This window comes from Rheinheimera pleomorphica (assembly GCF_011634895.1).
GTDB classification, from domain to species: domain Bacteria; phylum Pseudomonadota; class Gammaproteobacteria; order Enterobacterales; family Alteromonadaceae; genus Alishewanella; species Alishewanella pleomorphica.
Genome location: NZ_SIRR01000008.1, coordinates 751,238 through 772,849 on the forward strand (window position 1 = coordinate 751,238; position 21,612 = coordinate 772,849).

Here is a 21,612-nt window from a genome sequence, read left to right on the forward strand (position 1 = left end):
CTTACTCCTTGTCAGCGCTGACGATGTGCACCTGTTGGCCATCGCGCAGTGTTTCATTGCCGCGCACTACCACCGCCTGACCGGCTGGCAAGCCGGACAAAATTTCGACGCCCCGCTCGCTGCTGCGGCCCAGGGTGACATTATGCCGCTGGGCCGTGTTATCAAGGATGCTAAACACACTGAAATTACCATCGGGGTGGCGCAGTAAAGCATCAGCGGGTACCACTAACACCTGGCTGTCACCACGTTCAAAATACAAGGTGGCACTGGCCGAGCTGCCCGGCAGCAGGTTTTGCCCGGCTGACATTACCTGCAAGCGCGCCAGAAAGCTGCGCGTTGCACCATCACCTACCGGCACCGTGGCTAATAAGCTCGCCTGCAGCGCTTGTTCGGGTGCCAAATCAGCGCGCACCTCAATCCGTTGTACTGACGTCAGGGCAGTAAAATACTCTTGCGGTACCTGCACATCCAGCAGCAGTGGGGTTAGGCTAACCAGCCGCAGCACCGGCGTGCCCAGCGCCAGCCATTCACCAATATCGGTATAACGCTGGGCTATTACACCCGCGAAGGGAGCTGTCAGGGTATGGCGGCTAACAACCTCCTGTTGCTGTGCCAGCGCCGCTTCAGCCTGTTGTAACTGTGCGTCGGCACTGGCCAGCGCCGCCCGGCGCAGGTTGAGTTCGGTTCGCGGAAATAACTGTTGGGCGCTAAGTTGCTCGGCCTCGGTCAGCAGCCGCTGCGCCTCAGCCTGTCGTACCCGGGCTGCGTTAAGCGCCGCCTGTTGCTGCGCCAGCTGATGCTGGGCCAACGCCGTATCCAGCTTTAGCAAGGGCTGGCCTTTACTAACAATACTACCGCTATCCACCAGCAATTCGGCCACCAGCCCGGCACTACGGCTGGACAGGCTGGCATCCTGTTGGGCGGTTAAACTGCCACTAAGCACCAACTGTTGCGCCAGCGCTTTTTGCTGCGGCATGGCTACCTGCACCGGCACGGTCTGCTGAGCATACAAGGGGTTAACAATGATCATGCACAGCAAGCTTGCAACAATACGCCAGCGCATAGGGCCCTCAACTAAATAAGAATTGTTCTTGTTAAGCTGAGAAGTATGGCGCAAAGTGGCTATTAGATCACTTTTTTTGTCGGCACAGCCTGTTACCAGCTTAACGGGTTCAGCCGGTAAAACTGACTTAGCTGTTGATACAGCCCCGGGTGCTGCTGCGCCAGTGCGTCAGGTTGTTCAAAAAACACTTCGCTTATTACGGCAAAAAACTCGGCCGGGTTAGTGGCACCATAGTGGTCAAACAAGCTAGTCTGGCGCAGTGCAGCCTGCTGTTGCAGTGCAGCAAACTCTGCCGCCATAACGCCGGACCACTGCTGATAATCACTGCTGCGCGCCAGCAGGGGGGCGCCGTTGGCAACGCCTTTTTCCTGGTCCAGCTGATGGGCAAATTCATGGATCACCACATTGCGGCCATCAGTGGGGTTAGCGGCACCGTCCAGCGTGTCGGCCCAGCTTAACACTACCTTGCCCTGCCCCCAGGACTCGCCCGACAGCACCCGCCGCTGCTCGTGCATAACGCCGGCCGCATCGGCACTGCTGCCATGCACCACAAAGGCCGACGGATATAACAGAATTTGCTTTAGCTTGGGGTAATAATAATCGGGCCGGTTCAGCAGCAATAAACAGGCCTGGGCGGCAATGGTAACGCGCATTTCATCGGTTACCGTTAAGCCATCACAGCCGATAAACTGCTTTTCAGCAATAAACACCTGGATATGCTTTTTCAGCTGCAGCTGTAAATCGGCCGGTAAGGCACGAAAATACGGCAAACGCTGCTTTAGAATATCGCGCCAGGCTGCCTTGAAAGGCTGCGCCATTATTTTTTGCCGCTGATATCGACGCCAGTGCGGCCATAACAGGGTAAACGCGATGATCGCTGCGCCCAGTAACAAAGTAATCAGGATAGCCAAGGGTCACCTCAGGCACTAAGCGCCTTATACTGTAATCAGTGTGTAGCCAGTTTAATGTGGCAGCCAGGCGGTTTTTTCAAGCCGGGCTAACACGGCCGAACTTTAGCCCGCTATGCGGCTCTAACCCGGGTAGCCAAGCCAAGGAGTATTATGTTTCAGTTATTTAAAAGCCTGCTGGATAAAGTAAATGATGGTTTAGCCACGCCAGCTGCCAGCCAAAACCCGTTTGGTCTGAACGACACCGAGCTGTCCTGCGTGGCGTTAATGCTGATGGTAGCGCATGCCGATTTTGCCAACAGCGATGCCGAGCAAGCCTTGGCTATTGCCTATGTCAAACAGGAATTTGCCTTAAACGATGCCGATGCCAGGGCCGTTGTAGCGCTGGCCGATAAACAGGCCACAGACGCGATATCGCTGCACCAGTTTACCGCCCGGTTAAAGCAGTTAAGTTATGCCGAGCGGCTGACATTACTGGATAACCTGTGGCAGCAGGCTTACGCCGACGGCGTGCTGGACCCGAATGAAGAGGCAATGCTGCGTAAAATTGCCGATTTACTTTTTATCCGCCACAGCGATTATATTCAGGCCAAACTGGCGGTGTGTGGCAGCTGATATTGGTTGGTGGCAGATCAGAGAACCGGCTTGTCCACACCAACGCGCCGTAAATATGTCCCTATAGGCTCGACTCAGGCCTCCCTGCCTTCAACGGTTGGCTTAGGGTAAGCCGGTTCTCAGTCATACTCACCGGCATGCTTGCCGCCGTTAGTCTTCGCGCTTATGCAGCACTTCGCCTTCAATAGTCTGTTGCTCAGTCGCCGACTCACGGTACTGGCCGTGCGCCGCTTGCTGGCGCTGCTGCCAGGCTTTGACTTTAGCGCGGTGACGAAACAGCAGAATTGGAATCAGGATCCAGCTTAACAGCAGCATAAACACCAATACCGCCACGCCCACAAACAACATCAGCCCCAACAATAGCCAGGCCAGCAGGCGCTGCAGCGGGCCGCCATGTTGCCGGCGGGCAAAAGCTTGCTGCCATTGTTGACTGTGCTGTTTAAACGAAAATATCATAACTACCTCGGTTCAGGCCCGGCCATGTTACGCTGGCGGGCAATATGCATTTAGTGTGGGCGCGCCGGCTGAAGTTCAACCTGGGTGTCGCCTTTGTTTATCACGCCAGGTCGCAGCAACTGTACTGCTAGTAACTTTTACCAAACGACAGATAAACCGCATCAGAGTAGCGCGCGGCGTCCTGCTCGGCCATGCCGACGCCAAAATACAGCGGCCCCAGCGGCGTGTCCCAGCCGAGAAACACACTGCCAGCCCATAACCAGTCGGTGGCATCGGTACCACCGGAAGCCCCGAACACATCTTTGCGCACCCGGCCGCGCTCTACTGAGGTGCCCAGATACAAGGGCGCATTAATAAACGATATTTTCTGCTCGTTCAGCCGGTACAGATACACCAGGCTACCAAACTGGATCTGGCTGCCAAACAGTGAATCCGCCGGGTAGCCGGACAGGTTTAAAAAACCACCCAGGCTAAATTGTTCCAGCGCAAAGGTAGCGTCACTACTGGCATTGTAATGATCAAAACGCCAGCGCGTGCGCAGGGTGTGTTGCTGCCAGCTTTTGGCGGCCAGCAGCTCGGTACTGCTGCTGGTACTGTCAACAGACTCCCCCAAGGCTGTATCACGTAGAAAGCGGTAACTGCTGGCCAGACGAATGCCCCGGGTTGGAAAACTGCGGCTGTTTAACGTGTCCCACACCAGCTCAGCCAGCGGCCCGCGACGGATATAATCCACTTCAGCGGTTTGCAATTGTGCCGCATAAACACTGGGCAGCTGATAACGGCCATCACGCCAGGTCCAGCCCAGTTGCAGCCGGGCATGATCAGAGATATTCCAGCCGGTATTAAACTGAACGGCGTGCTCGAGATTTTTCAGCTCACCGGCCGAAAGCTGCTGTAAGTCCTGCAGTGCCTGCACATCGCGCCGGTGCCGGTACTGGCCTTCCAGATAAAGCCCGCTGTCAGCCAGCGGCCAGTACAGCTCACTCTGCAGGTACTTGTCGCTGCCCAGCGCCAGTTCGGCATGCCATTCAGCCCCCCAGGGCGACAAATTAGTGCGGCTGTATGCCGCAGCCAGCTGATATTGGTGGTTACTGCGAAAATCATCTTCAAACATCAGCCTGAAGTTCAGGTACCCCGGGCCCCAGCTTTTTTCCTCTGCGGTTACCCTGAGCAGGGTGTCGCCGTACTCGTCAACGGTCAATTGCTGGGTGATGCGTTCAAAGGTGTCCAGGCCGTACATCTGGCGTAGGCCACGGCGGATACTGCGTTCGGTATAGACATCACCGGCGCGCAGCTGTAGCCGGTCTAACAACAGCTGATCACTGAGGCGGGAGCGGTTTTCCAGTGCGATACGGTCTATGGTAATACCTGGCTGATGTTGCTGGCTAAAGCGGCTGAACCAGTCGCGATAAATGCGCTGCGGCTGACTAAAATCGGCCAGTGCCTGCACAAAGCGCAGCGCACTTTGCCGGCCCGAGACAATGGCCTGGTCGATTTGCTCAAAATCCAGCGTACCTATTTCGACCAGATCCGGCTGCAACAGCAAGTCTTGCTCAGTCAGCAGCTGCAATTGCTGCTGCACTCCGGCCCGCACCAAAAAGCTGGTCAGCTGCTCGGTAATACTAAATGCCGATTCTATCTGCTCGCGTCTGAGTAGCGGGGAGTCGATACTGACAGCAATAATGCGGTCAACCCCCAGCTGTCTGGCGACACTGATAGGTAAATTGTTCACTACACCACCATCAACCAGCAACTTGCCGTTAATTTCCAGCGGCCGTACGACACCGGGAATACTCATCGAGGCCTGTACCGCTTGCACCAGGCTGCCATCAGCCAGGATCACCTCCTGCTGGGTTAATAAGTCAGTGGCGACGGCACGAAAGGGCACTGGTAGCTGGTCAAAATGGGTCAGGTTAGCAAAGGCACCAAAGGTACTGTGCAGGATTTCGGCCAGTGCCTGGCCACTTAAAATGCCTTTGGGTAACCTTAACCCTTGCGCTGATACGCCCAAATCAAGGTTTATCGGAAAATCATCCGTTTGCTGTTTGCGCCGCAGCGGCATTTCATCGCGGTATACCCGGTCGCGAAAACCGGCGGCCCAGGGCGTTTTTTCCAACCGCTGCGCAATGTCGGCGGCACTGTGGCCACTGGCATAGAGGCCACCGATAAAGGCGCCGATACTGGTGCCGACCACCAGATCGATTGGGATCTGTTGCCGCTCTAACTGCTCTATTACGCCCAAATGGGCGCCACCGCGGGCACCGCCGCCGCCCAGTACCAGCGCAACACAGGGCCGTTGCTGGGTCCGGGCTTGCTGGCATATATCACTGGCGTTTGCCGCCGCAGCGCTGCCCAGTGTCAGCAGTAAGGGCAGTAGCCATCTTAAGCCTGTCTTCATTTTGTGTCGGTCCGTCTCATTGTCACTGCACTAACAGCATATTAGATTTGAGGCTGTGCTGGCTTATTGCTATTGTTAATAAAATTTCCTGCGCGATACCGGATATGGCACTGTTTAGCGCTTCGGCGATGTTCGCACTGTTTATACTATGTTGCTTTAGCGCTGTGGTACAGCGCAACAGCCAGCGCGCAATTGTATGGGCTGTTGGCGCTAGCACGGCCAAGCGCGGCTTGGGTAGCTAATGCATGGGATTTAGGTCGTTGCGTGTCAGGCTGATTGCCATCTTTGTTTTGCTGTTAAGCCTGCTGGCACTGGCCACCGGCCTGGCCACCCTTACCAGCATGAAACGTGACAGTGAAGCTCAGGCTGCAGACATTCTTAACGTTGCCACTAAGGTACTGCGCCAGGCGCTGGACATTCGTGCCGAGCAGCTCAGCGACAGCGTACGCATACTGGCTGCTGATTTTGGCTTTCGCCGCGCCGTGGCCACCGCCGAGCAGGAAACCATAGAGTCAGTGCTGCAAAACCACGGCAGCCGCATTAACGCCAACCTGATGTTATTGCTATCACCACAAGGTGAGCTGCTGGCCAGTTCAGACATGCAAATTAACATTGCCGATATTCAGCCATTGTTTAGCCAGATCGGTAATACCAGCGCTACGGTCGCCGATATTATTACGCTAAATGGTCAGCCCTATCAGCTGGTATTGGCACCGGTAAGCGCGCCCAATCTGATTGCCTGGGCAGGCATGGGGTTTCCGTTGGATGCGCCACTGGCCGCAAAAATAAAAAGCATTACCGGGCTCGATCTGAGTTTTGTTACCCGCCCGGATAACACGCCGGTATTGCACAGCTCAACACTGGATCTTAGCCATCAGCAAAAATTGCCACTGCTGTTACCGCAATTAGTGCTGCATGCCAACGAGGCGCAAAGTAACCCCGAGCAGGACTATATCTCCGTTGCCGTTGCGCTGGACAAACAGCAGCAACTCTGGGCAGTGCAACACCTGCCGAACCAGCGTTGGCTTAGCAGTTACCAACAGTTTCGCCGCCAGTTACTGCTGATCTTTGGCGCGGCTTTGTCACTGGCAATATTAGTCGCGGTGATATTTGCCCGCAGCATTAGCCGGCCACTGGACGCACTGAGCCAGTTTGCCCGCCGGGTGGGTCAGGGCTATGACGATGCGCCACCTGGCGGCGGCAGTGATGAAATTGGCCTGCTCGGCACCACCTTACATACCATGCAGATTAATATCCGCCAGCGCGAGCAGCAATTATTACATAACGCTGAACACGACTCGCTGACCGGCCTGTATAACCGGGCCGCCATAGAGCGTTTGTTGCCGCAGATTCTGGCGCAACAAAATGGCAGTCTGCTGCAAATTAATATCCAGCAATTTAAACACCTGAACGATGTACTGGGGTTTAGCCATGCTGATCAATTATTAGTGCAGCTGGCGCAGCGTCTGCAACAGATGCAGCAGGTGCAGCAGGTGCAACCCTCGCCGCTACTGTTAGCCCGCCTCGGGGGCGACGAGTTTTTACTGGTGTATGGCAAAGCCCTGACGATAGCCGAAGTGCAAGCCAAACTGACGTTGCTGGCCGAGCCGTATCCGTTGGATGATTCGTTAATCAGCCTGAAGTTCTGCGCCGGTGTTTATCATTTTACCCAAGGCCAGCATAGCGTGAATGACGCGCTGCGCCGCAGTGATATTGCGCTGGATAATGCCCGCCGCCTGCCACAACGCATTGCCATCTACCAGATGGGCCAGGATGAAAGCCATCAGCGTGAGCTGCAACTGATCCGTGATTTACCGGCAGCGTTACAACAGGGCCAGTTTTACGTGGTGTACCAGCCCAAAGTGGATATTCGCCAGCAGCGTTGTATCAGCGCTGAGGCCCTGATCCGCTGGCAACACCCGCAACTGGGCTTTGTCGCACCGGACCAGTTTATTATGCTGGCCGAACATGCCGGTAATATTGGCCTGATCACCGACTGGATGCTGCAACAGGTGATCTGCCAGACAGCGCGCTGGTGGCAGCAGGGCGTGCAGCTAAAGGTCGCGGTGAACCTGTCGGTAGTCGACTTACTTAACCCGCTACTGTGTGACAACATTAGCCGGTTACTCAGCCAGCAGCAGTTACCGGCGACAGCACTGGCGCTGGAAATAACCGAAAGCGCTATTATGCAGGACGCTGCTACCGTCATTCAGCAACTGAGCAAGCTAAAAGCACTGGGTATTACGCTGGCAATAGATGATTTTGGTACCGGCCAGTCCTCTTTAGCCTACTTAAAACAACTGCCGGTTCACGAAGTGAAGATTGACCGCGCCTTTGTCAAAGATATTGAACACAACAGCAATGATGCACTGATTGTAGCGGCCACCACCCAGCTGGCGCACAGCCTGGGGTTCAGTGTTACCGCCGAAGGCCTGGAGCAGCGCGCGGGCCTGACTCAGCTGCTGCAATGTCAATGCGATACCGTGCAAGGCTATTATTTTTCCAAACCGCTGCAAGCCGGGCAATTCAGTCTGTGGCTTGAACAATTTAACCGCCAGCAACAGCATTGGTTTGCCACGGAGAGTACCGCATGACATTAAAGGTGTTATTGCCACTGGCCTGCTTACTGGCCAGCACCGCCTGCCAGGCGGGCAGCAGAATTATTGCCACCGGCGGTGCCAGCAGCATTGAAGGCAGTGCCGGCGGCGGCATAGTGCCCTGGGCGGTGCTCAATGGCTATGCCAGCAGTGACGAATGGGGCGCCACCGCTTTTGCCAGCCAGGTCGGCGTGGATGACTTTACCCTTAAGGTGCAAGGGGCCAGTGTCAGTTATGATAATCGCTGGGAGTGGTCCTTTGCCCGGCAAAGCTTCAAACTGGATACCCTGGGCGGCCAGTTACGCCAGGACGTATTTGGCATGAAATACCACCTGGCCGGCGAGCTGTTATACACCGCGCTGCCGCAGTTTAGCCTGGGGCTGCAATACAAAAAACAGCGCGACTTTGCCCTGCCACAGGCGGTTGGCGCCCACAATGACAGTGGGCTGGATTTTTATCTGGCCGCCAGTAAAGTGCTGTTTAATCAAGTGGCCGGCCGCAATGTGCTGCTAAATGCCACCCTGCGCGCCACCCGGGCCAACCAGACCGGTCTGCTCGGTTTTGGAACAGCCGGTGATAACAGCTATCAGTTTGTATTTGAAGGTTCGGCCGTCGTGTTGCTTAATTACAATCTGGCACTGGGTGTCGAGTTTAAACAAAAACCCAACCAGCTGGCCTTTGCTAACGAGCAACACTGGCGAGACATCTTTGCCGCCTGGTTCGTCAACAAACACCTGTCGCTGGTGGCCGGTTTTGCCGATCTGGGCAGCATTGCCGGGCTCGACCAACAGCAAGGTTATTACCTGTCAGTAGAAGGAGCCTGGTAATGTCATTCAGTACCAAGTTAACCGTAATACTGCTATCAGCTTTACTGTTAAGCGGCTGCAGCCAAACCAATAGCCCCAGCCTGTATCAGCAGTTGGGCGGGGCAGCGGGCATCGAGGCGATTACCGATGGCTTACTACACGAAATTGAGCATGACCACCGCATAGTGCACCACTTTGCCGACACCGACATTGCCCGCTTTCGACGCCTGCTGGCCGAGCAATTGTGTGACCTTAGCGGCGGGCCCTGCGTATACAGCGGCGGCACCATGCAACAAAGCCATACCGGTTTTAATATTAGCCTGGCCGATTATGATGCTTTGGTAGAAGGGCTGATAAAGGTAATGCAGCAGCAAAATATCAGTATCAGTGCACAAAACCAGCTACTGGCACTGCTGGCACCAATGTATAAAGATATCAGCTACCGCTAATGGCCCCTTGGCAACGGTTAGCGTGGTTGCGTCAGTTTGACGCTCAGTTTGCGGCTTAACGGGGCAAAAATAAACACCAGCGGGAAAGCGCAGCCGTGGGCATACAAGTACGCTTTTAACCAGGCCGCAAAAAAAGCGTCAAACCAGCCCAGATTAATAAAGGTTAAAATACCGGACATCAGAAACGCCATAAAGCCAGACATAATAAAAGCAAACAACACCGGTTGAAAACGCTGTGGAAACATCAAAAAACTCCTAACAAAGTGCCGCTGCCAGCCATGCAACAGCGCAATACTGCGACTTTAGCATAGTTCTGCCGCACAGCCATTTACGCCGCGCCCAAGCGCTGTTATAACGCGGCATAACGTAAATACAGGACCGGATATGCTACACACTGTTTTTCTCGATGCAGCCTCGATGGGGGATGCCGACCTGAGTGCACTGAATACCGCAGCTCACCCGCTAACCTGCTATGAGCATACCGAAAGCTCAGCCATAGTAGCGCGGTTGCAGCAGGCCGACATCGCCATTGTCAACAAGGTGGTGCTGGATGGCTGCACACTGTCGCAACTGCGGCAGCTGAAACTGATTTGTGTCGCCGCCACCGGCGTAAACAACGTTGATCTTAACGCCGCTAAGCAACTTGGAATCGCCGTGTGTAACGTACGAGGCTATGCCGACACTGCAGTACCGCAACAGGTATTTGCCTTGTTGCTACAGCTGAGCAATAAGGTGCGGCAATATCACGACGCCGTACTGGCCGGACGCTGGAGCCAGAGCCCGCATTTTTGCCTGCTGGACTACCCGGTGTTTGAGCTGGCCGGCAAGACGATGCTGATAGTCGGCTACGGGGCCCTAGGCCGCGCGACAGCCAGGCTGGCACAGGCTTTTGGCATGCAGCTGCTGATAGCCGAACACCCCGGCGCATTACACTGCCGCGACGGACGCACGCCGTTCTTTACCGCGCTGGCACAGGCTGATGTGGTATCACTGCATTGTCCGCTGACGCCACAAACCGACCGCTTGTTCAACCAGGATGTGTTTGCCGCGATGAAACCCGGTGCCTTGCTGATCAACACCGCCCGCGGTGGCCTTATTGACGAAGTGGCATTATTGCAAGCACTGCAGCAGGGCCAGCTGGGCGGCGCCGCACTCGACGTTCTGACGCAAGAGCCGCCATCGGCCGACAATGCATTAATTCAGGCCAGGCTACCGCAATTGATTATTACGCCGCATATGGCCTGGGCCAGCACCGAGGCGCGTCAGCGCATGGTATTGCAACTGAAAGACAACATTGACGCCTTTTTACGCGGCCAGATACCGCATCAGGTCTGGCCCGCGCTGTGAATAACCGGTACACTGCGAAAAAATGATCTCACACACCATTATGCGCCCAGCTATCTTATTGTTTATATTGCTTTTAAGCAGCGTTACAGCCCAAGCGCAATCCCTGCAGCAGCGGCTGACGCAGGCTAACAGCGAGCCTGAACAAGTCAGTAACCAATTATTGTCGTTACCGGCCACTACCCTCAGTACCGAAGACTATCTGGTGCTGGCCGAAGCCCAGTTGCGGCTGCGTAACAAAGAAGTGGCCATGGACGCCGCCGGTAAAGCGCTGGACAGCGCCGCCCAGCCCTATGCAAAAGCTTATGCTTACTTACTAAAAGCACAGATTTACGGCATTTTATACCGTGATACCGCCATTGCTATTACCCAGCTAGAGCAAGCGGAACATCTGTTGCAGCACAGCGAAGATCGCCTCAGTCTGGAGCTATACAGCGATGTACTGCAAAGCTTTGCCCAGGCCTATAATCAGTTGGGCAATATTCCGCGCGCTTTGCCTTATGCGCAGCGCAGCCTGGCGCTGGCGATAAAACAACAAAATGCCGAAGCTGAACTAAAAGCCCGCATTACACTGGGACGCTTAACGCTACAGAACAATGCATATGGCGAAGCCTACCAGCACCTGAATCAGGCTTTGACACTGGCCAGCCGGTTACAGGACGATGAAGCGCTGGCCTCTATTCATCTGCGTTTGGGCATGGCGTATCGCAAAATTGAAGACCATAACCAGGCGTTGGAGCACCTGCTACTGGCAAAGCAACGTTTTCAGCAACTGCAGCGCCAGGCCAGCTACACTTATACGCTGATTTACATCGGTGAAACCTATCTGGAAGATGCCGCGACCGCGACACAAGCCGAACAGCATCTTACCGAAGCCCTGCAACTTGCCCGGCAGCAGGAAGACTTACTGCGTGTTGGCATTGCCACTCTTGGGCTGGGCCGGTTGGCCGTGTTGCAACAACAGCCAGAGCTGGCACTACAGCATTTTAATGCCGCGCAGCAGCTGTTCCGCCAGCAAAATGTGCAAACTTACCTGCAGGAAACTGAGCTGGCGCTGGCAGAGCTATACTTGCAACGCGGCGAACAGACGCTTGCCAGCCATTTGTTGCAGCAGCTGCGCGACCAAATACCACAAGCGGCAGTCTACCTGCAGTTACGTTTTCATGAGTTGGCCGCCCGGCTGTTTGCCCAACAGCAACAGTGGTCACAGGCTTATGACAGTTTGCAGCAAGCCAATACTTTGCGGCTAAACCAGCTGTCTGAGCAGAACACTTTTCAGCTTGGTATTATTAATCAGGGGCTGCAGCAGGCCGCAACAGCGAACCAATGGCAAACAGAACTGGCGGCGTTACAGCAGCAGTTACAGCAACAACAAAGCCAGACTAAAGGAGTGCTGCTGGCCTTACTCATTGTGCTGTTAGCACTGCCGCTAAGCCTGATGTGGCAGCGCCGGCGCTACCGGGCGCAAAGCCCATTGCCGTTATTGCACAGCAGCCACTGGCAACATTTTTGTCAGCGCCTGCAACAGAGCAACCATCAGCCTCTGAGTTTGCTGGCCTTTACACCGACACAGAGCCAGGCACTGAAGCTGCGCTTTGGCGAGCAGCAGATCCAGCGGCTGTTGCAAAAGTTCTTACAGCAACTCGATAGCAGCGCCTTACACAGCAGCTGTGTCGATCAGGATGTACTCTGGCTGGCAGTGTATTCTGACGCGGGCGATGTCAACAAGCTGCAACAGGAACTGGCCCACCGCTTACGGCGACAGCTGCCTGCGGCACTAAGCGAACAACACTTACTCAGCTTACAATTGCCGCTGGCACAGCTGCTGGACAAACCCTGGCACAGCCATGAGCTTACCGCACTGCGCGAAGCTCTCTGGCTAAGCTGGGCCTTATGCCAGAGCCAGCCGGCAGTAGACAAACTCTGGCTGGCAACACTGCACAGTACCCACCCCAGAGCCTGTGAGTGGGGCAGCACAGCGGTGCGGCAAGATTTACTCAACGCGATCCGGCTTGGCAGCATACAGCTGCAATGCAATAACCAGACACTGGCAGCAACGGCTGCCGACAACCTACTGTAATTGTAGCTGCTGCGGTACGCTAAACTGCATGGCTTTGCCGGTTTTCGGGCAGGTAAACGCCAGGCTAACCGCTTGCAGCGCCAGACCGGCGCTATCTTTATTGTGCTGGCCATATTGCGGATCGCCCATTACCGGATAACCGGCAGCGGCAAAATGCCGGCGGATTTGATGCTTGCGGCCGCTAATCAGCTTAATATCCAGCCAGCTTTGGCCGCTGCTGCTATCCAACTGGCGTAGGCTAAATTGGGTACGGCAAGCTTTACCATCCAGCGGCAAGGTTAGCTCACCTTGCTGTAATAAACTGTCCGGCAACTGGCCTTTAACCCGGATCAGGTAACGCTTATCTATTTGCTGCGCCGCGATCAGTTTACTAAAAGCGGCCGCCATCGCTTTAGTGTGCGCAATCAGCATGATGCCGCTGGCCTCGCGGTCCAGCCGGTGCAGTAAAAACACCTGACGTTTAGCCGCAAAATGCTGCTCTGCTGCACGCAGCAACGACAAATGATCGCCCCACTCATTGCCTTGAGACAACATAGCGGCAGGTTTAAACCAGACACTATAGTGTTGCTGGTCGCTCAACAACACTGGTGCGTCACAGCTACGACTAAGTAAATCATCATCATAATGCAGCACCAGTTGCTGGCCATTTTGCAACAGGGTTTGTGCACGGCGCAGCCGCTTTTGTGGCTTAGTGCCCAGCAATACCGCGCCTTTGCTCATCGCATCTTTTAAGCGGCCTTTGGACAATTCCGGCACCGCCTGACTGAGCAAATCAATAGCCGTTATGCTGTGTTGCGCCACCACCGTGCGTACCAGTTTCATTGCTTTACACATCCTTTACGTTGAAGTTCAGCCAAAATTCATCCCGCCAGCCTGTAATAGTATCAAAGCAACCGGAGATACCGTTATGAAAAAAATCAACCTACTGCTAGCGGGCATACTATGTTGTGTTGTGTCATTACCGGGCCAGGCCAATGACAGCATTGCCATTACTAACGAAACACACTCTACTGCAGCTATCAGCCTGAAACACAATAAAAGCGCTGTTGTGAGCAGTCAGGGCTACCAGAGCCATGTTTGGTTTCATAGTATTAGCCTGCATCTCAGCGGCGATCGCAACGCTAATGGCTATTACCACCGCCTGGAAATTGAGCTTGATGCCGACACCAGCGAGCACTATCAGCCGGTATTTGCCGAATTCAGTTTACTGCCCAGCTATGGCGACGAACGTGTTTTTTACACCAGCAGCATTTTTGAACTGTACCGGCAAAGCGCCGATGATTGGCTGGCGATAGATACAGTGCTGCAAAGTCAGTTTGCCGCCGATGAGTACTTACTGACGGTACGGCTGTACGATGCAGACACCGGCTACCTGCTGGCCGAGCTGTCTGGTTTTGACGATGCAAACCTGGATTTACTGGCGCTGGAAGACGTAAACCGGGATCGCCATGTCAACAGCAGTACCACTGTCGCCGTAGCCGCCGGGGGTACTGGCATCTTAAGCCTGCTGGCATTATGCTTAGTGTTTGGCTTGGGTCGCTATTACCGCGTGCGGGGTTAAATGAGAAGCTTGCTGCTGATGTTATGCTGCCTGGCACTACCTTTGAGTGCGGCGCCGCTGCGCCTGCAACTGCAGCAACAGGACGCTCAACTACTATTCCGTTATCAGTTTGATATTGCCGGTGCGCCGCAGCAGTTGGCGTTTAATATTGATAACGCCAGCCTGAACAATCATTTCCGTCAGTTCCGGGCGTTTAAAGCGGCATTGTTACAGCAATATCTGTGGCGCGATCTGCGGGCACATGTTGCCCGCTACCCCACGGCCAAACTTAGCCGCCTGCCCGGTAACACGGTACTGCGCTACCGGCTACAGGCGCCGACAGAGCTGGCCGCACAGCTGGATAGCGAACTCCAACAACTCCTGCAACAGCAAACTGACGCCTATCTACAGCGGGAATATTATTACCAACTCGGTTTACCCTGGGGCGAGCAGGTGATCGTACCGGACCATCAGCGTCTGATGCAGGACAGCCTGACAGCGCTGTTGCCGGTAGCCAACGCCCTGCACCCCAAGTTAGTTAACATGACGCTACGCCAGTCGCTGGCTTATATCAGCCACTGGTTGCAACAAATTCCGTATCAGGATTTATCTGACCGCCAACGCTCTGCCGGTGCCAGTTTCAGCCCACCGCTAAAGCTACTGCAGGAAAACCGCGGCGATTGTGACAGTAAAACCGTGTTGTTGGCCGCATTAATCAGAATGTTATTACCGGATGTAAAACTGGCGATTATTTATCTGCCGCAACATGCCATGCTGGCGGCACACTTACCGTTGCAAGCCGATGACAGCAGCGTAACCTTAGACGGTCGTGAATATCTGCTGCTTGACCCAACGGGGCCGGCACTGCTGGCTCCGGGGCAAATCAGCCCGGAGTACCGCATTTACACCCACAACGCTCAGTTTGCTTATCGGTTACTCTGAGGTTTTTGTCAGCTTTACCAGCCTGGCGATCTTGTCAAACACCTCGGCCCAGCCCGACGGCACATGACGTACACCCTGTAACTGGCCTTGCTCCAGCCGATCTATATGGATCAGCAAACGGTTAAGCGGTGATAAGGTACGGCGCCGGTAACGATATTGCAGCGCCAGCAACAGCAGTAACATTAAAGTGGCATAGCTAAGCCAGTGCCAGATAAAATCGGCCAGACCGGCAGCAAACAGGCTGGTTTTTTGTTCCAACAGCCCCAGCGACCAGGGCATGGTACGCAGCCGCTGAATTTGCAGCAGATGCTCATTAATACTTTGCAGCGCTGACGACGTAGAACTGCTAATGACCTCGCCGGACTGATCCAGCAGCATAAACTCGGTATTGGCGTGTTGCTGATACATAGGTGCCAGCATCGGTTGCAACGCCAGGGCAAACACAAAACGGCCAAGTTTTTTATCATCGGCATACAATGGCAGGCTAACGGCGGCTTGCTGTGATAAGAACTCACTATAAAACACCAGCTCACGCTCGTAGGACGGCTCAGTGCCGGTATTTTCATGCCACTGCAACAGCTGATCAGCAATATAATCAGACCACTTGGGCTGGCCGTTGTAAACAAACCCCTGCTCAGAGATATAATACATCCCTACCAGATGAGGTTGAGCCTGTTGTGCCAGCTCAAAATAGGGTTGCAACTGATACAGCATCATCAGCTCCGGTTGGGTAGTCCCATCCGCCGCCACGACCCTGACCTGCACCGTCTGGCCACTGTTTAACTGCAGCAGCGGTAACAGTGTCTCATTCGGCACAGCCTGCAGGGTTAGCGTCAGTTTTGCCAGTGCTGCGCGGCGTACGGCTTCACCAAATGCCAGTACAGGGGCAAATTCAGCATCCAGCTGATTACTCACCGCCAGTAAGCGCTGCTTGGTTTGCGTCACTCTCGCCTCAACACTGCGCAGATAATGCAGTGTTGCCCCCAGGCTGGCTAACAGTAACAGCAGCACTGTGCCAAACACTGCAGTACGGCGATATTCATAATAAACCGGATTTTTCATGCAACTCCTTTTGCACACCCTAATGGATTTGACGTAAACAATGGCCAAGAAAGCCTAGTTGACGATGCAAATTAATCAACCAGGCCATTCAGATTAGCAGCTTACAGATTAGCTTCCGCAAACGAGGCTAACCGGCTGCGCACCACCCCATTGAGGTTGATGGTAGTACTGCCTTCAAAGTTTTTAAAACGCTCAACAATATAGGTCAGCCCGGAGGTGACCGCCGTTAAATAATTGCTATCAATTTGTGAAAGATTACCAGAGCATATCAGCTTTGTGCCTTCTCCGCAGCGGGTAATAATGGTTTTTAACTGGGCGGCGCTTAAATTTTGGCACTCGTCCAGAATAACAATGGCATTTTGAATGCTGCGGCCACGCATAAAGTTAACCGACTTAAACTGAATATTGGCTTTCTCCATAATGTAATTGACGCTGGCATGCGGGTGTTCATCGGTTTTGTGCAGCACTTCCAGTGAGTCGGTGATCGCGGCCAGCCAGGGCGCCATTTTTTCTTCTTCAGTACCGGGTAAAAACCCTATCGATTCGGCAATCTCCGGCGTGTTGCGGGTAACAATTACCTTGTCGTATACGCCTTTTTCAATCACCAGCTCCAGTGCCGCCGCCAGCGCGATTAGGGTTTTGCCACAACCGGCCGGCCCGGTCAGGATCACCAGATCCATGTTCGGGTCCAGCAGCGCCTGCAGCGCCATGGCCTGATAAATATTTTTCGGATGTATACCCCAGGCATGCCGATGCATTAAGCGCTCGTAGCCAAAGTCCAGAATGCGGATTTCTTTGTCGGTAATGGCCGTCACCTTACCGGCAAAGCCTTCGGCTTCGTCAATCAGGTATTCGTTGATATAGGCATTGGGTAACACGCTGCGGTTAACATAGTGAAAGGTTTCCCGGCCTTCATTTTCACTGCGGCATTCCCCCACCTGGCTCCAAAAATCACCGGGAAATTTGTAATAGCCTTTATATAAAAAGCGCACATCATCAATCAGCTGATCGGTACGGTAATCTTCTACCAGCTTTAAGCCGGCGCCTTTGGCTTTCAGCCGCATATTAATGTCTTTGGTAACCAATATTACCTTGATCGGGCTTTTTTCCCGCTGCAAATATAGCGCGGTATTAATAATAAGGTGGTCATTTTCACCGCCGGGCAGGCCGGGTATTTCATCAGTAATATGATGATCATTAACAATAAATAAATGGCCGCCCGGTTTCTGCTCGCCCGAGCGCGGCATCGCGACGCCCTGTAACATTTGCTCTGGTGAGGCATCTTTTAGCACATCTTCCAATGCCCGAATGGCAACCCGGGCATCGCGGCTAACGTCTTTATTGCGGTCTTTAATATGGTCCAGTTCTTCCAACACCGTCATCGGTATTACCACGTCGTGTTCTTGAAAGTTCAGGAAGGCAAAAGGTTCGTGTAGCAGAATGTTGGTGTCGAGTACGTAGATTTTCTTTTCTTTACTTTTTCTTCGCGCCATACGGCTCTCCTCTTCGCCTGGCGCAGGCCTGTTACCTGCGCCGTAAACTAAGCATAGTGCAACTGCTATACTTTGCCTGCGCTTTTGCTGACATTTGCATAGCCGCGCTTCAACTACAGTGCCGTGGTGGTATGGCAATTTGATGACACAACAGCAGCGCAAATTTAGCTGTAATTCCGGATGCAGCAGGCGCAGATTCCTAGTACCATAGCGCCCCCAAATTAGCTGAAGGGTACAAGATGACGTTTGCACTGGGACAACGCTGGATAAGTGACACAGAATCCGATTTAGGGCTAGGCACCATAGTGGCGCTGGAAGGCCGGCATTTAACCCTACTGTTTCCAGCCAGCGGTGAAACCCGGTTGTATGCTCAGGCGGAAGCGCCATTAACCCGGGTGCAATTTAATATCGGCGATGAAATTGCCAGTGCGGATGGTTTTAAGCTGCTGGTCAGTGCCATTAAGCAACAACACGACAATCTGGTGTATTGCGGCAGCCGGCTGGATGACGGCAGCTATGTTGAGCTGCGCGAAACCTTTCTTGATCACTTTATCAGCTTTAACCAGCCGCAAGACCGCCTGTTTGCCGGCCAGATTGATCGTTTTGACTGGTTTACCCTGCGCTACCAGGCCTGGCAGCATCTGCACCAGCAGCAACAAAATCCGCTGCGCGGTTTAAGCGGCGGCCGGGTCAGCTTAATTCCGCACCAATTGCATATTGCCAATGAAGTGGCGCAGCGCCATGCGCCACGCGTGCTGCTGGCTGATGAAGTGGGCCTGGGTAAAACCATTGAGGCCGGCTTAATTATTCATCAGCAATTAATTAGCGGCCTGGCCAGCCGGGTACTGATCGTGGTGCCGGATTCACTGCAACACCAGTGGCTGGTAGAAATGCTGCGCCGCTTTAATCTGCATTTTGCCGTCTTTGATCAAGAGCGTTGCGAGCAAGCGCTGCTGGATAACGCCAACCCGTTTGACACCGAACAACTGGTACTGTGCAGTTTGTCGTTTTTGAAAAACCAACCACGCTGGCACCAGTTTGCCTGTGACAGCCAATGGGATTTACTGGTGGTGGATGAGGCTCACCACCTGCAATGGAGCGAACAGGCACCGAGCGAAGAGTATCAGCGTATCAGCACGCTGGCGGCCAATACCGCAGGTTTAATTTTGCTCACCGCCACCCCGGACCAACTCGGCCACGAAAGCCACTTCGCCCGGTTAAAACTGCTCGACCCGGCCCGTTTTCACAGTTACAGCGCCTTTTTGCAAGAAGAACAAAGCTACCAGCATATCGCCGCACTCGCCCGGCCGCTGCTGCACTTGGAAACCTTAGACGCCGGGCAAACGGCCGCCCTGCGCCAGGCATTGAACGAAACGGATATCAGCGCTGAGTTGAGTGCTCTGCAAAGCGATGATAGTGAGCTGCAACAACAAGCGCAACAGCAGTTACTCAGCCAGTTGCTGGACCGCCACGGCACTGGCCGTATTTTATTCCGTAACAGCCGCGCCAGCGTTAAAGGCTTCCCTAAACGTCAGGCTAATCTGCTGCCCTTAGCATTGCCAGAGCAATACCAAAATGCGCTAAAAGTGCACTTTAGTTTAAACCCGACCCTGTCTGAAGCAGAACGCCTTACTGCCAACCTGTTTCCGGAGCAGGTATTGCAGCAACTGGATGCGCAAAGCACCTGGTGGCAATTTGACCCACGGGTAGAGCAGCTTATTGCGCTGTTAAAACAGCATAAACATGACAAGTTTTTACTGATCTGTGCCCGCGCTGAAACCGCTATTGCCCTGGAAGAAGCGGTGCGGCTGCGCGAAGGCATCCGCGCCGCCGTATTCCATGAAGGCATGACTATTCTGGAGCGTGATAAAGCCGCGGCCTACTTTGCCCAGGACGAATACAGCGCTCAGTTATTACTGTGCTCAGAGATTGGCAGTGAAGGCCGTAATTTCCAGTTCGCCCATCATTTAGTGTTATTTGACCTGCCATTAAACCCGGACTTGCTGGAACAACGCATTGGCCGGCTTGACCGCATTGGCCAGGGCGCCGATATTCAGCTGCACCTGCCGCACTTTGTGAATCATGCCCAGCAAATGTTGCTGGACTGGTATCATCAGGGCTTGGATGCGCTGGAACATACTTGCCAGACCGGCCGTAGCGTATTTGAACACTTTGCGCCGCGGCTATTACCGCTGCTGGCCCAGCCGCAGCCGGACAGCAGCGCCCTGGCACAGCTGATTAGCGATACAAAGGCACTGAACCAGCAGCTGAAACAACAACTGGAGCAAGGCCGCGATCAACTGTTGGAAATCAATTCCGGCGGCGGGGTGCCAGCCAAAACCCTGGCGGCACAGCTGGCCGCTCAGGATAACGACACCGCCCTGCCGATGCTGATGTTTAAAGCCTGGGATATGCTGGGTATTGATCAGGAAGACCGCAGTGATACCAGTATTATCCTCAAACCGTCTGAACAGATGCAGGGCAGCTACCCCTGGCTGGGTGATGAAGGCGTAACCATCACCTTCGACCGCGCAACTGCACTGGCCGAGGAAGACATTCAGCTGCTAAGCTGGGACCACCCTATGGTACGCGGTACCCTGGATATTCTAACGACTGAACCACAAGGCAGCAGCTCGGTTGCGATACTGGCCAATAAAGCGCTGCCACTGGGCAGTTATCTGCTGGAACTTAACTTTATTGTTGAAGCCAGCGCGCCACAGGCGCTGCAGATACAGCGTTATTTGCCGGCAACGCCTATCCGGCTGTTACTGGATAAAAGTGGCAATAATTTGTCGGCCAAAGTCAGCTTCGAACAGCTAAACAAGCAGTTAAAGCCTATTGGCCGCCAGACTGGCAGTAAACTGGCCGGCGCCCTGCAAACTGCGGTGCACCCGCTGCTTGGCAAAGCCACCACCCAGGCAGAACAACAGTTACCCGCCCTGTTGCAAGATGCGCAACAACGGGCAACCCGGGCGTTAACTGAACAACAACAGCGCCTGTCTGCACTGCGCCGGATTAACCCGTCGGTACGCCAGGATGAAATCGACGCACTGCAGCACAAGCTGCAACAGCTGACGGAGTACATTAGCAAAGCCAGACTGAAGCTTGATGCCATCAGACTGATTGTGGTTAGTCACGATTAATGAGCTTACTGCATTATGCGCCGCCCACCTCACCTTATCTGGATATTTTGTATCAGGATGATGCGCTGGTGGTATTTAATAAACCCAGCGGCCTGTTAACAGTACCCGGCAAAGCGCCAGAGCATAAAGACAGCCTGGAATACCGGGCTCGTTTGGTCTGGCCGGGGGTGCGTGTAGTGCACCGGCTGGATATGGCGACCTCGGGTATAGTGGTAATGGCGCTAAGTGCAGATAGCCAACGCCAGCTGAACCGGCAATTCCAGCAACGGCAAACGCAAAAGCACTATATTGCCCGGGTCAGCGGTCTGGTTAGCGCAGATTACGGCAGTATTGATTTACCCCTTATTTGTGACTGGCCGAACCGGCCAAAACAAAAAGTGTGCTATCAGCATGGCAAAGCCTCACTGACGCATTATCAGGTGCTAAGCCGCGACAAGCACAGCAGCCGGTTAAAACTGATACCGGTTACCGGCCGTTCGCACCAGCTAAGGGTACATTTACAATGGCTGGGGCATCCGATCCTGGGTGATAAGTTTTATGCTACTGCTGCGGCATTCAACGCAGCCAATCGTCTGCAGCTGCATGCCGAGCAGCTGCAGTTTATTCACCCTGTCAGCGGCACCCTATTTCACTGCACAGCCGCTTGTCCGTTCTAATCATAAAAAAGTCACTTTTATATTAACCCAAGGTTCATTTAGCTGGTATATCATTGCCAT

At 54.1% G+C, this 21,612-nt stretch carries 18 protein-coding genes; 10 read left to right on the forward strand and 8 right to left on the reverse strand.

Annotated features, from left to right (window positions below):
* Nucleotide 1 precedes the first annotated feature (1 nt).
* Nucleotides 2-1,063: an efflux RND transporter periplasmic adaptor subunit gene (locus tag EYB30_RS12575; protein ID WP_166839247.1), complete on the reverse strand. Its 1,062-nt coding sequence runs from the start codon at nucleotides 1,061-1,063 to the stop codon at nucleotides 2-4.
* Between the two features lie 92 nt (nucleotides 1,064-1,155).
* Entirely contained in the window at nucleotides 1,156-1,974 is an 819-nt protein-coding gene (locus EYB30_RS12580) for a M90 family metallopeptidase (RefSeq protein WP_206674634.1), read from the reverse strand.
* Between the two features lie 150 nt (nucleotides 1,975-2,124).
* On the opposite strand from EYB30_RS12580, the gene EYB30_RS12585 reads away from it, so the two are divergent.
* Complete coding sequence (locus EYB30_RS12585; protein WP_166839248.1) at nucleotides 2,125-2,586, forward strand: tellurite resistance TerB family protein; 462 nt, start codon at nucleotides 2,125-2,127, stop codon at nucleotides 2,584-2,586.
* A gap of 150 nt (nucleotides 2,587-2,736) precedes the next feature.
* Here EYB30_RS12585 and EYB30_RS12590 read toward each other — a convergent pair whose 3' ends face one another.
* Complete coding sequence (locus EYB30_RS12590) at nucleotides 2,737-3,042, reverse strand: hypothetical protein (RefSeq protein WP_166839249.1); 306 nt, start codon at nucleotides 3,040-3,042, stop codon at nucleotides 2,737-2,739.
* 127 nt (nucleotides 3,043-3,169) lie between these two features.
* On the reverse strand, nucleotides 3,170-5,440 hold the full coding sequence (locus EYB30_RS12595) for a patatin-like phospholipase family protein (protein WP_166839250.1): 2,271 nt from the start codon (nucleotides 5,438-5,440) through the stop codon (nucleotides 3,170-3,172).
* Nucleotides 5,441-5,700: 260 nt separating this feature from the next.
* Here EYB30_RS12595 and EYB30_RS12600 point away from each other — a divergent pair, with 260 nt between their 5' ends.
* Genes EYB30_RS12600 through EYB30_RS12610 form a run of 3 tightly spaced genes read left to right on the forward strand, consistent with a single transcriptional unit; the run spans nucleotide 5,701 to nucleotide 9,292 of the window.
* The gene (locus EYB30_RS12600) at nucleotides 5,701-8,034 is read left to right on the forward strand and encodes an EAL domain-containing protein (protein WP_241698022.1); all 2,334 of its coding nucleotides are present in this window, start codon (nucleotides 5,701-5,703) and stop codon (nucleotides 8,032-8,034) included.
* The gene (locus tag EYB30_RS12605) at nucleotides 8,031-8,864 is read left to right on the forward strand and encodes a DUF3034 family protein (RefSeq protein ID WP_166839252.1); all 834 of its coding nucleotides are present in this window, start codon (nucleotides 8,031-8,033) and stop codon (nucleotides 8,862-8,864) included. The genes EYB30_RS12600 and EYB30_RS12605 overlap by 4 nt, the downstream gene beginning before the upstream one ends.
* A complete protein-coding gene (locus tag EYB30_RS12610) occupies nucleotides 8,864-9,292 on the forward strand; it encodes a group I truncated hemoglobin (protein WP_166839253.1) in 429 nt (142 codons plus the stop codon). The genes EYB30_RS12605 and EYB30_RS12610 overlap by 1 nt, the downstream gene beginning before the upstream one ends.
* 17 nt (nucleotides 9,293-9,309) lie before the next feature.
* On the opposite strand, the gene EYB30_RS12615 is transcribed toward EYB30_RS12610, so the two are convergent.
* Nucleotides 9,310-9,537: a DUF2798 domain-containing protein gene (locus tag EYB30_RS12615; RefSeq protein ID WP_166839254.1), complete on the reverse strand. Its 228-nt coding sequence runs from the start codon at nucleotides 9,535-9,537 to the stop codon at nucleotides 9,310-9,312.
* Nucleotides 9,538-9,676: 139 nt separating this feature from the next.
* Here EYB30_RS12615 and EYB30_RS12620 point away from each other — a divergent pair, with 139 nt between their 5' ends.
* Nucleotides 9,677-10,639, forward strand: a complete 963-nt coding sequence (locus EYB30_RS12620) for a D-2-hydroxyacid dehydrogenase (protein WP_166839255.1) — start codon at nucleotides 9,677-9,679, stop codon at nucleotides 10,637-10,639.
* Nucleotides 10,640-10,697: 58 nt separating this feature from the next.
* Nucleotides 10,698-12,716, forward strand: a complete 2,019-nt coding sequence (locus tag EYB30_RS12625) for a tetratricopeptide repeat protein (protein WP_166839256.1) — start codon at nucleotides 10,698-10,700, stop codon at nucleotides 12,714-12,716.
* Here the strand turns inward: EYB30_RS12625 and EYB30_RS12630 are convergent.
* Nucleotides 12,708-13,538, reverse strand: coding sequence for an RluA family pseudouridine synthase (locus tag EYB30_RS12630; protein ID WP_166839257.1), 831 nt, complete (start codon nucleotides 13,536-13,538; stop codon nucleotides 12,708-12,710). The genes EYB30_RS12625 and EYB30_RS12630 overlap by 9 nt on opposite strands.
* Nucleotides 13,539-13,623: 85 nt before the next feature.
* Between EYB30_RS12630 and EYB30_RS12635 the strand changes: the two genes are divergently transcribed.
* Nucleotides 13,624-14,277, forward strand: coding sequence for a choice-of-anchor H family protein (locus EYB30_RS12635; protein WP_166839258.1), 654 nt, complete (start codon nucleotides 13,624-13,626; stop codon nucleotides 14,275-14,277).
* A complete protein-coding gene (locus EYB30_RS12640; RefSeq protein WP_166839259.1) occupies nucleotides 14,278-15,198 on the forward strand; it encodes a hypothetical protein in 921 nt (306 codons plus the stop codon).
* Here EYB30_RS12640 and EYB30_RS12645 read toward each other — a convergent pair.
* Both EYB30_RS12645 and EYB30_RS12650 read right to left on the reverse strand, forming a co-directional pair.
* Nucleotides 15,190-16,260 carry a hypothetical protein gene (locus EYB30_RS12645; protein ID WP_166839260.1) on the reverse strand — a complete coding sequence of 357 codons (1,071 nt, stop codon included), beginning with the start codon at nucleotides 16,258-16,260 and terminating at the stop codon, nucleotides 15,190-15,192. The genes EYB30_RS12640 and EYB30_RS12645 overlap by 9 nt on opposite strands.
* Before the next feature lie 101 nt (nucleotides 16,261-16,361).
* On the reverse strand, nucleotides 16,362-17,753 hold the full coding sequence (locus EYB30_RS12650; RefSeq protein ID WP_166839261.1) for a PhoH family protein: 1,392 nt from the start codon (nucleotides 17,751-17,753) through the stop codon (nucleotides 16,362-16,364).
* A 239-nt stretch (nucleotides 17,754-17,992) separates the two neighbouring features.
* On the opposite strand from EYB30_RS12650, the gene rapA reads away from it, so the two are divergent.
* Both rapA and EYB30_RS12660 read left to right on the forward strand, forming a co-directional pair.
* On the forward strand, nucleotides 17,993-20,896 hold the full coding sequence (gene rapA / locus EYB30_RS12655; RefSeq protein WP_166839262.1) for an RNA polymerase-associated protein RapA: 2,904 nt from the start codon (nucleotides 17,993-17,995) through the stop codon (nucleotides 20,894-20,896).
* Nucleotides 20,896-21,552: an RluA family pseudouridine synthase gene (locus EYB30_RS12660; protein ID WP_166839263.1), complete on the forward strand. Its 657-nt coding sequence runs from the start codon at nucleotides 20,896-20,898 to the stop codon at nucleotides 21,550-21,552. Before rapA ends, EYB30_RS12660 begins: the two co-directional genes overlap by 1 nt.
* Nucleotides 21,553-21,612 lie beyond the last annotated feature (60 nt).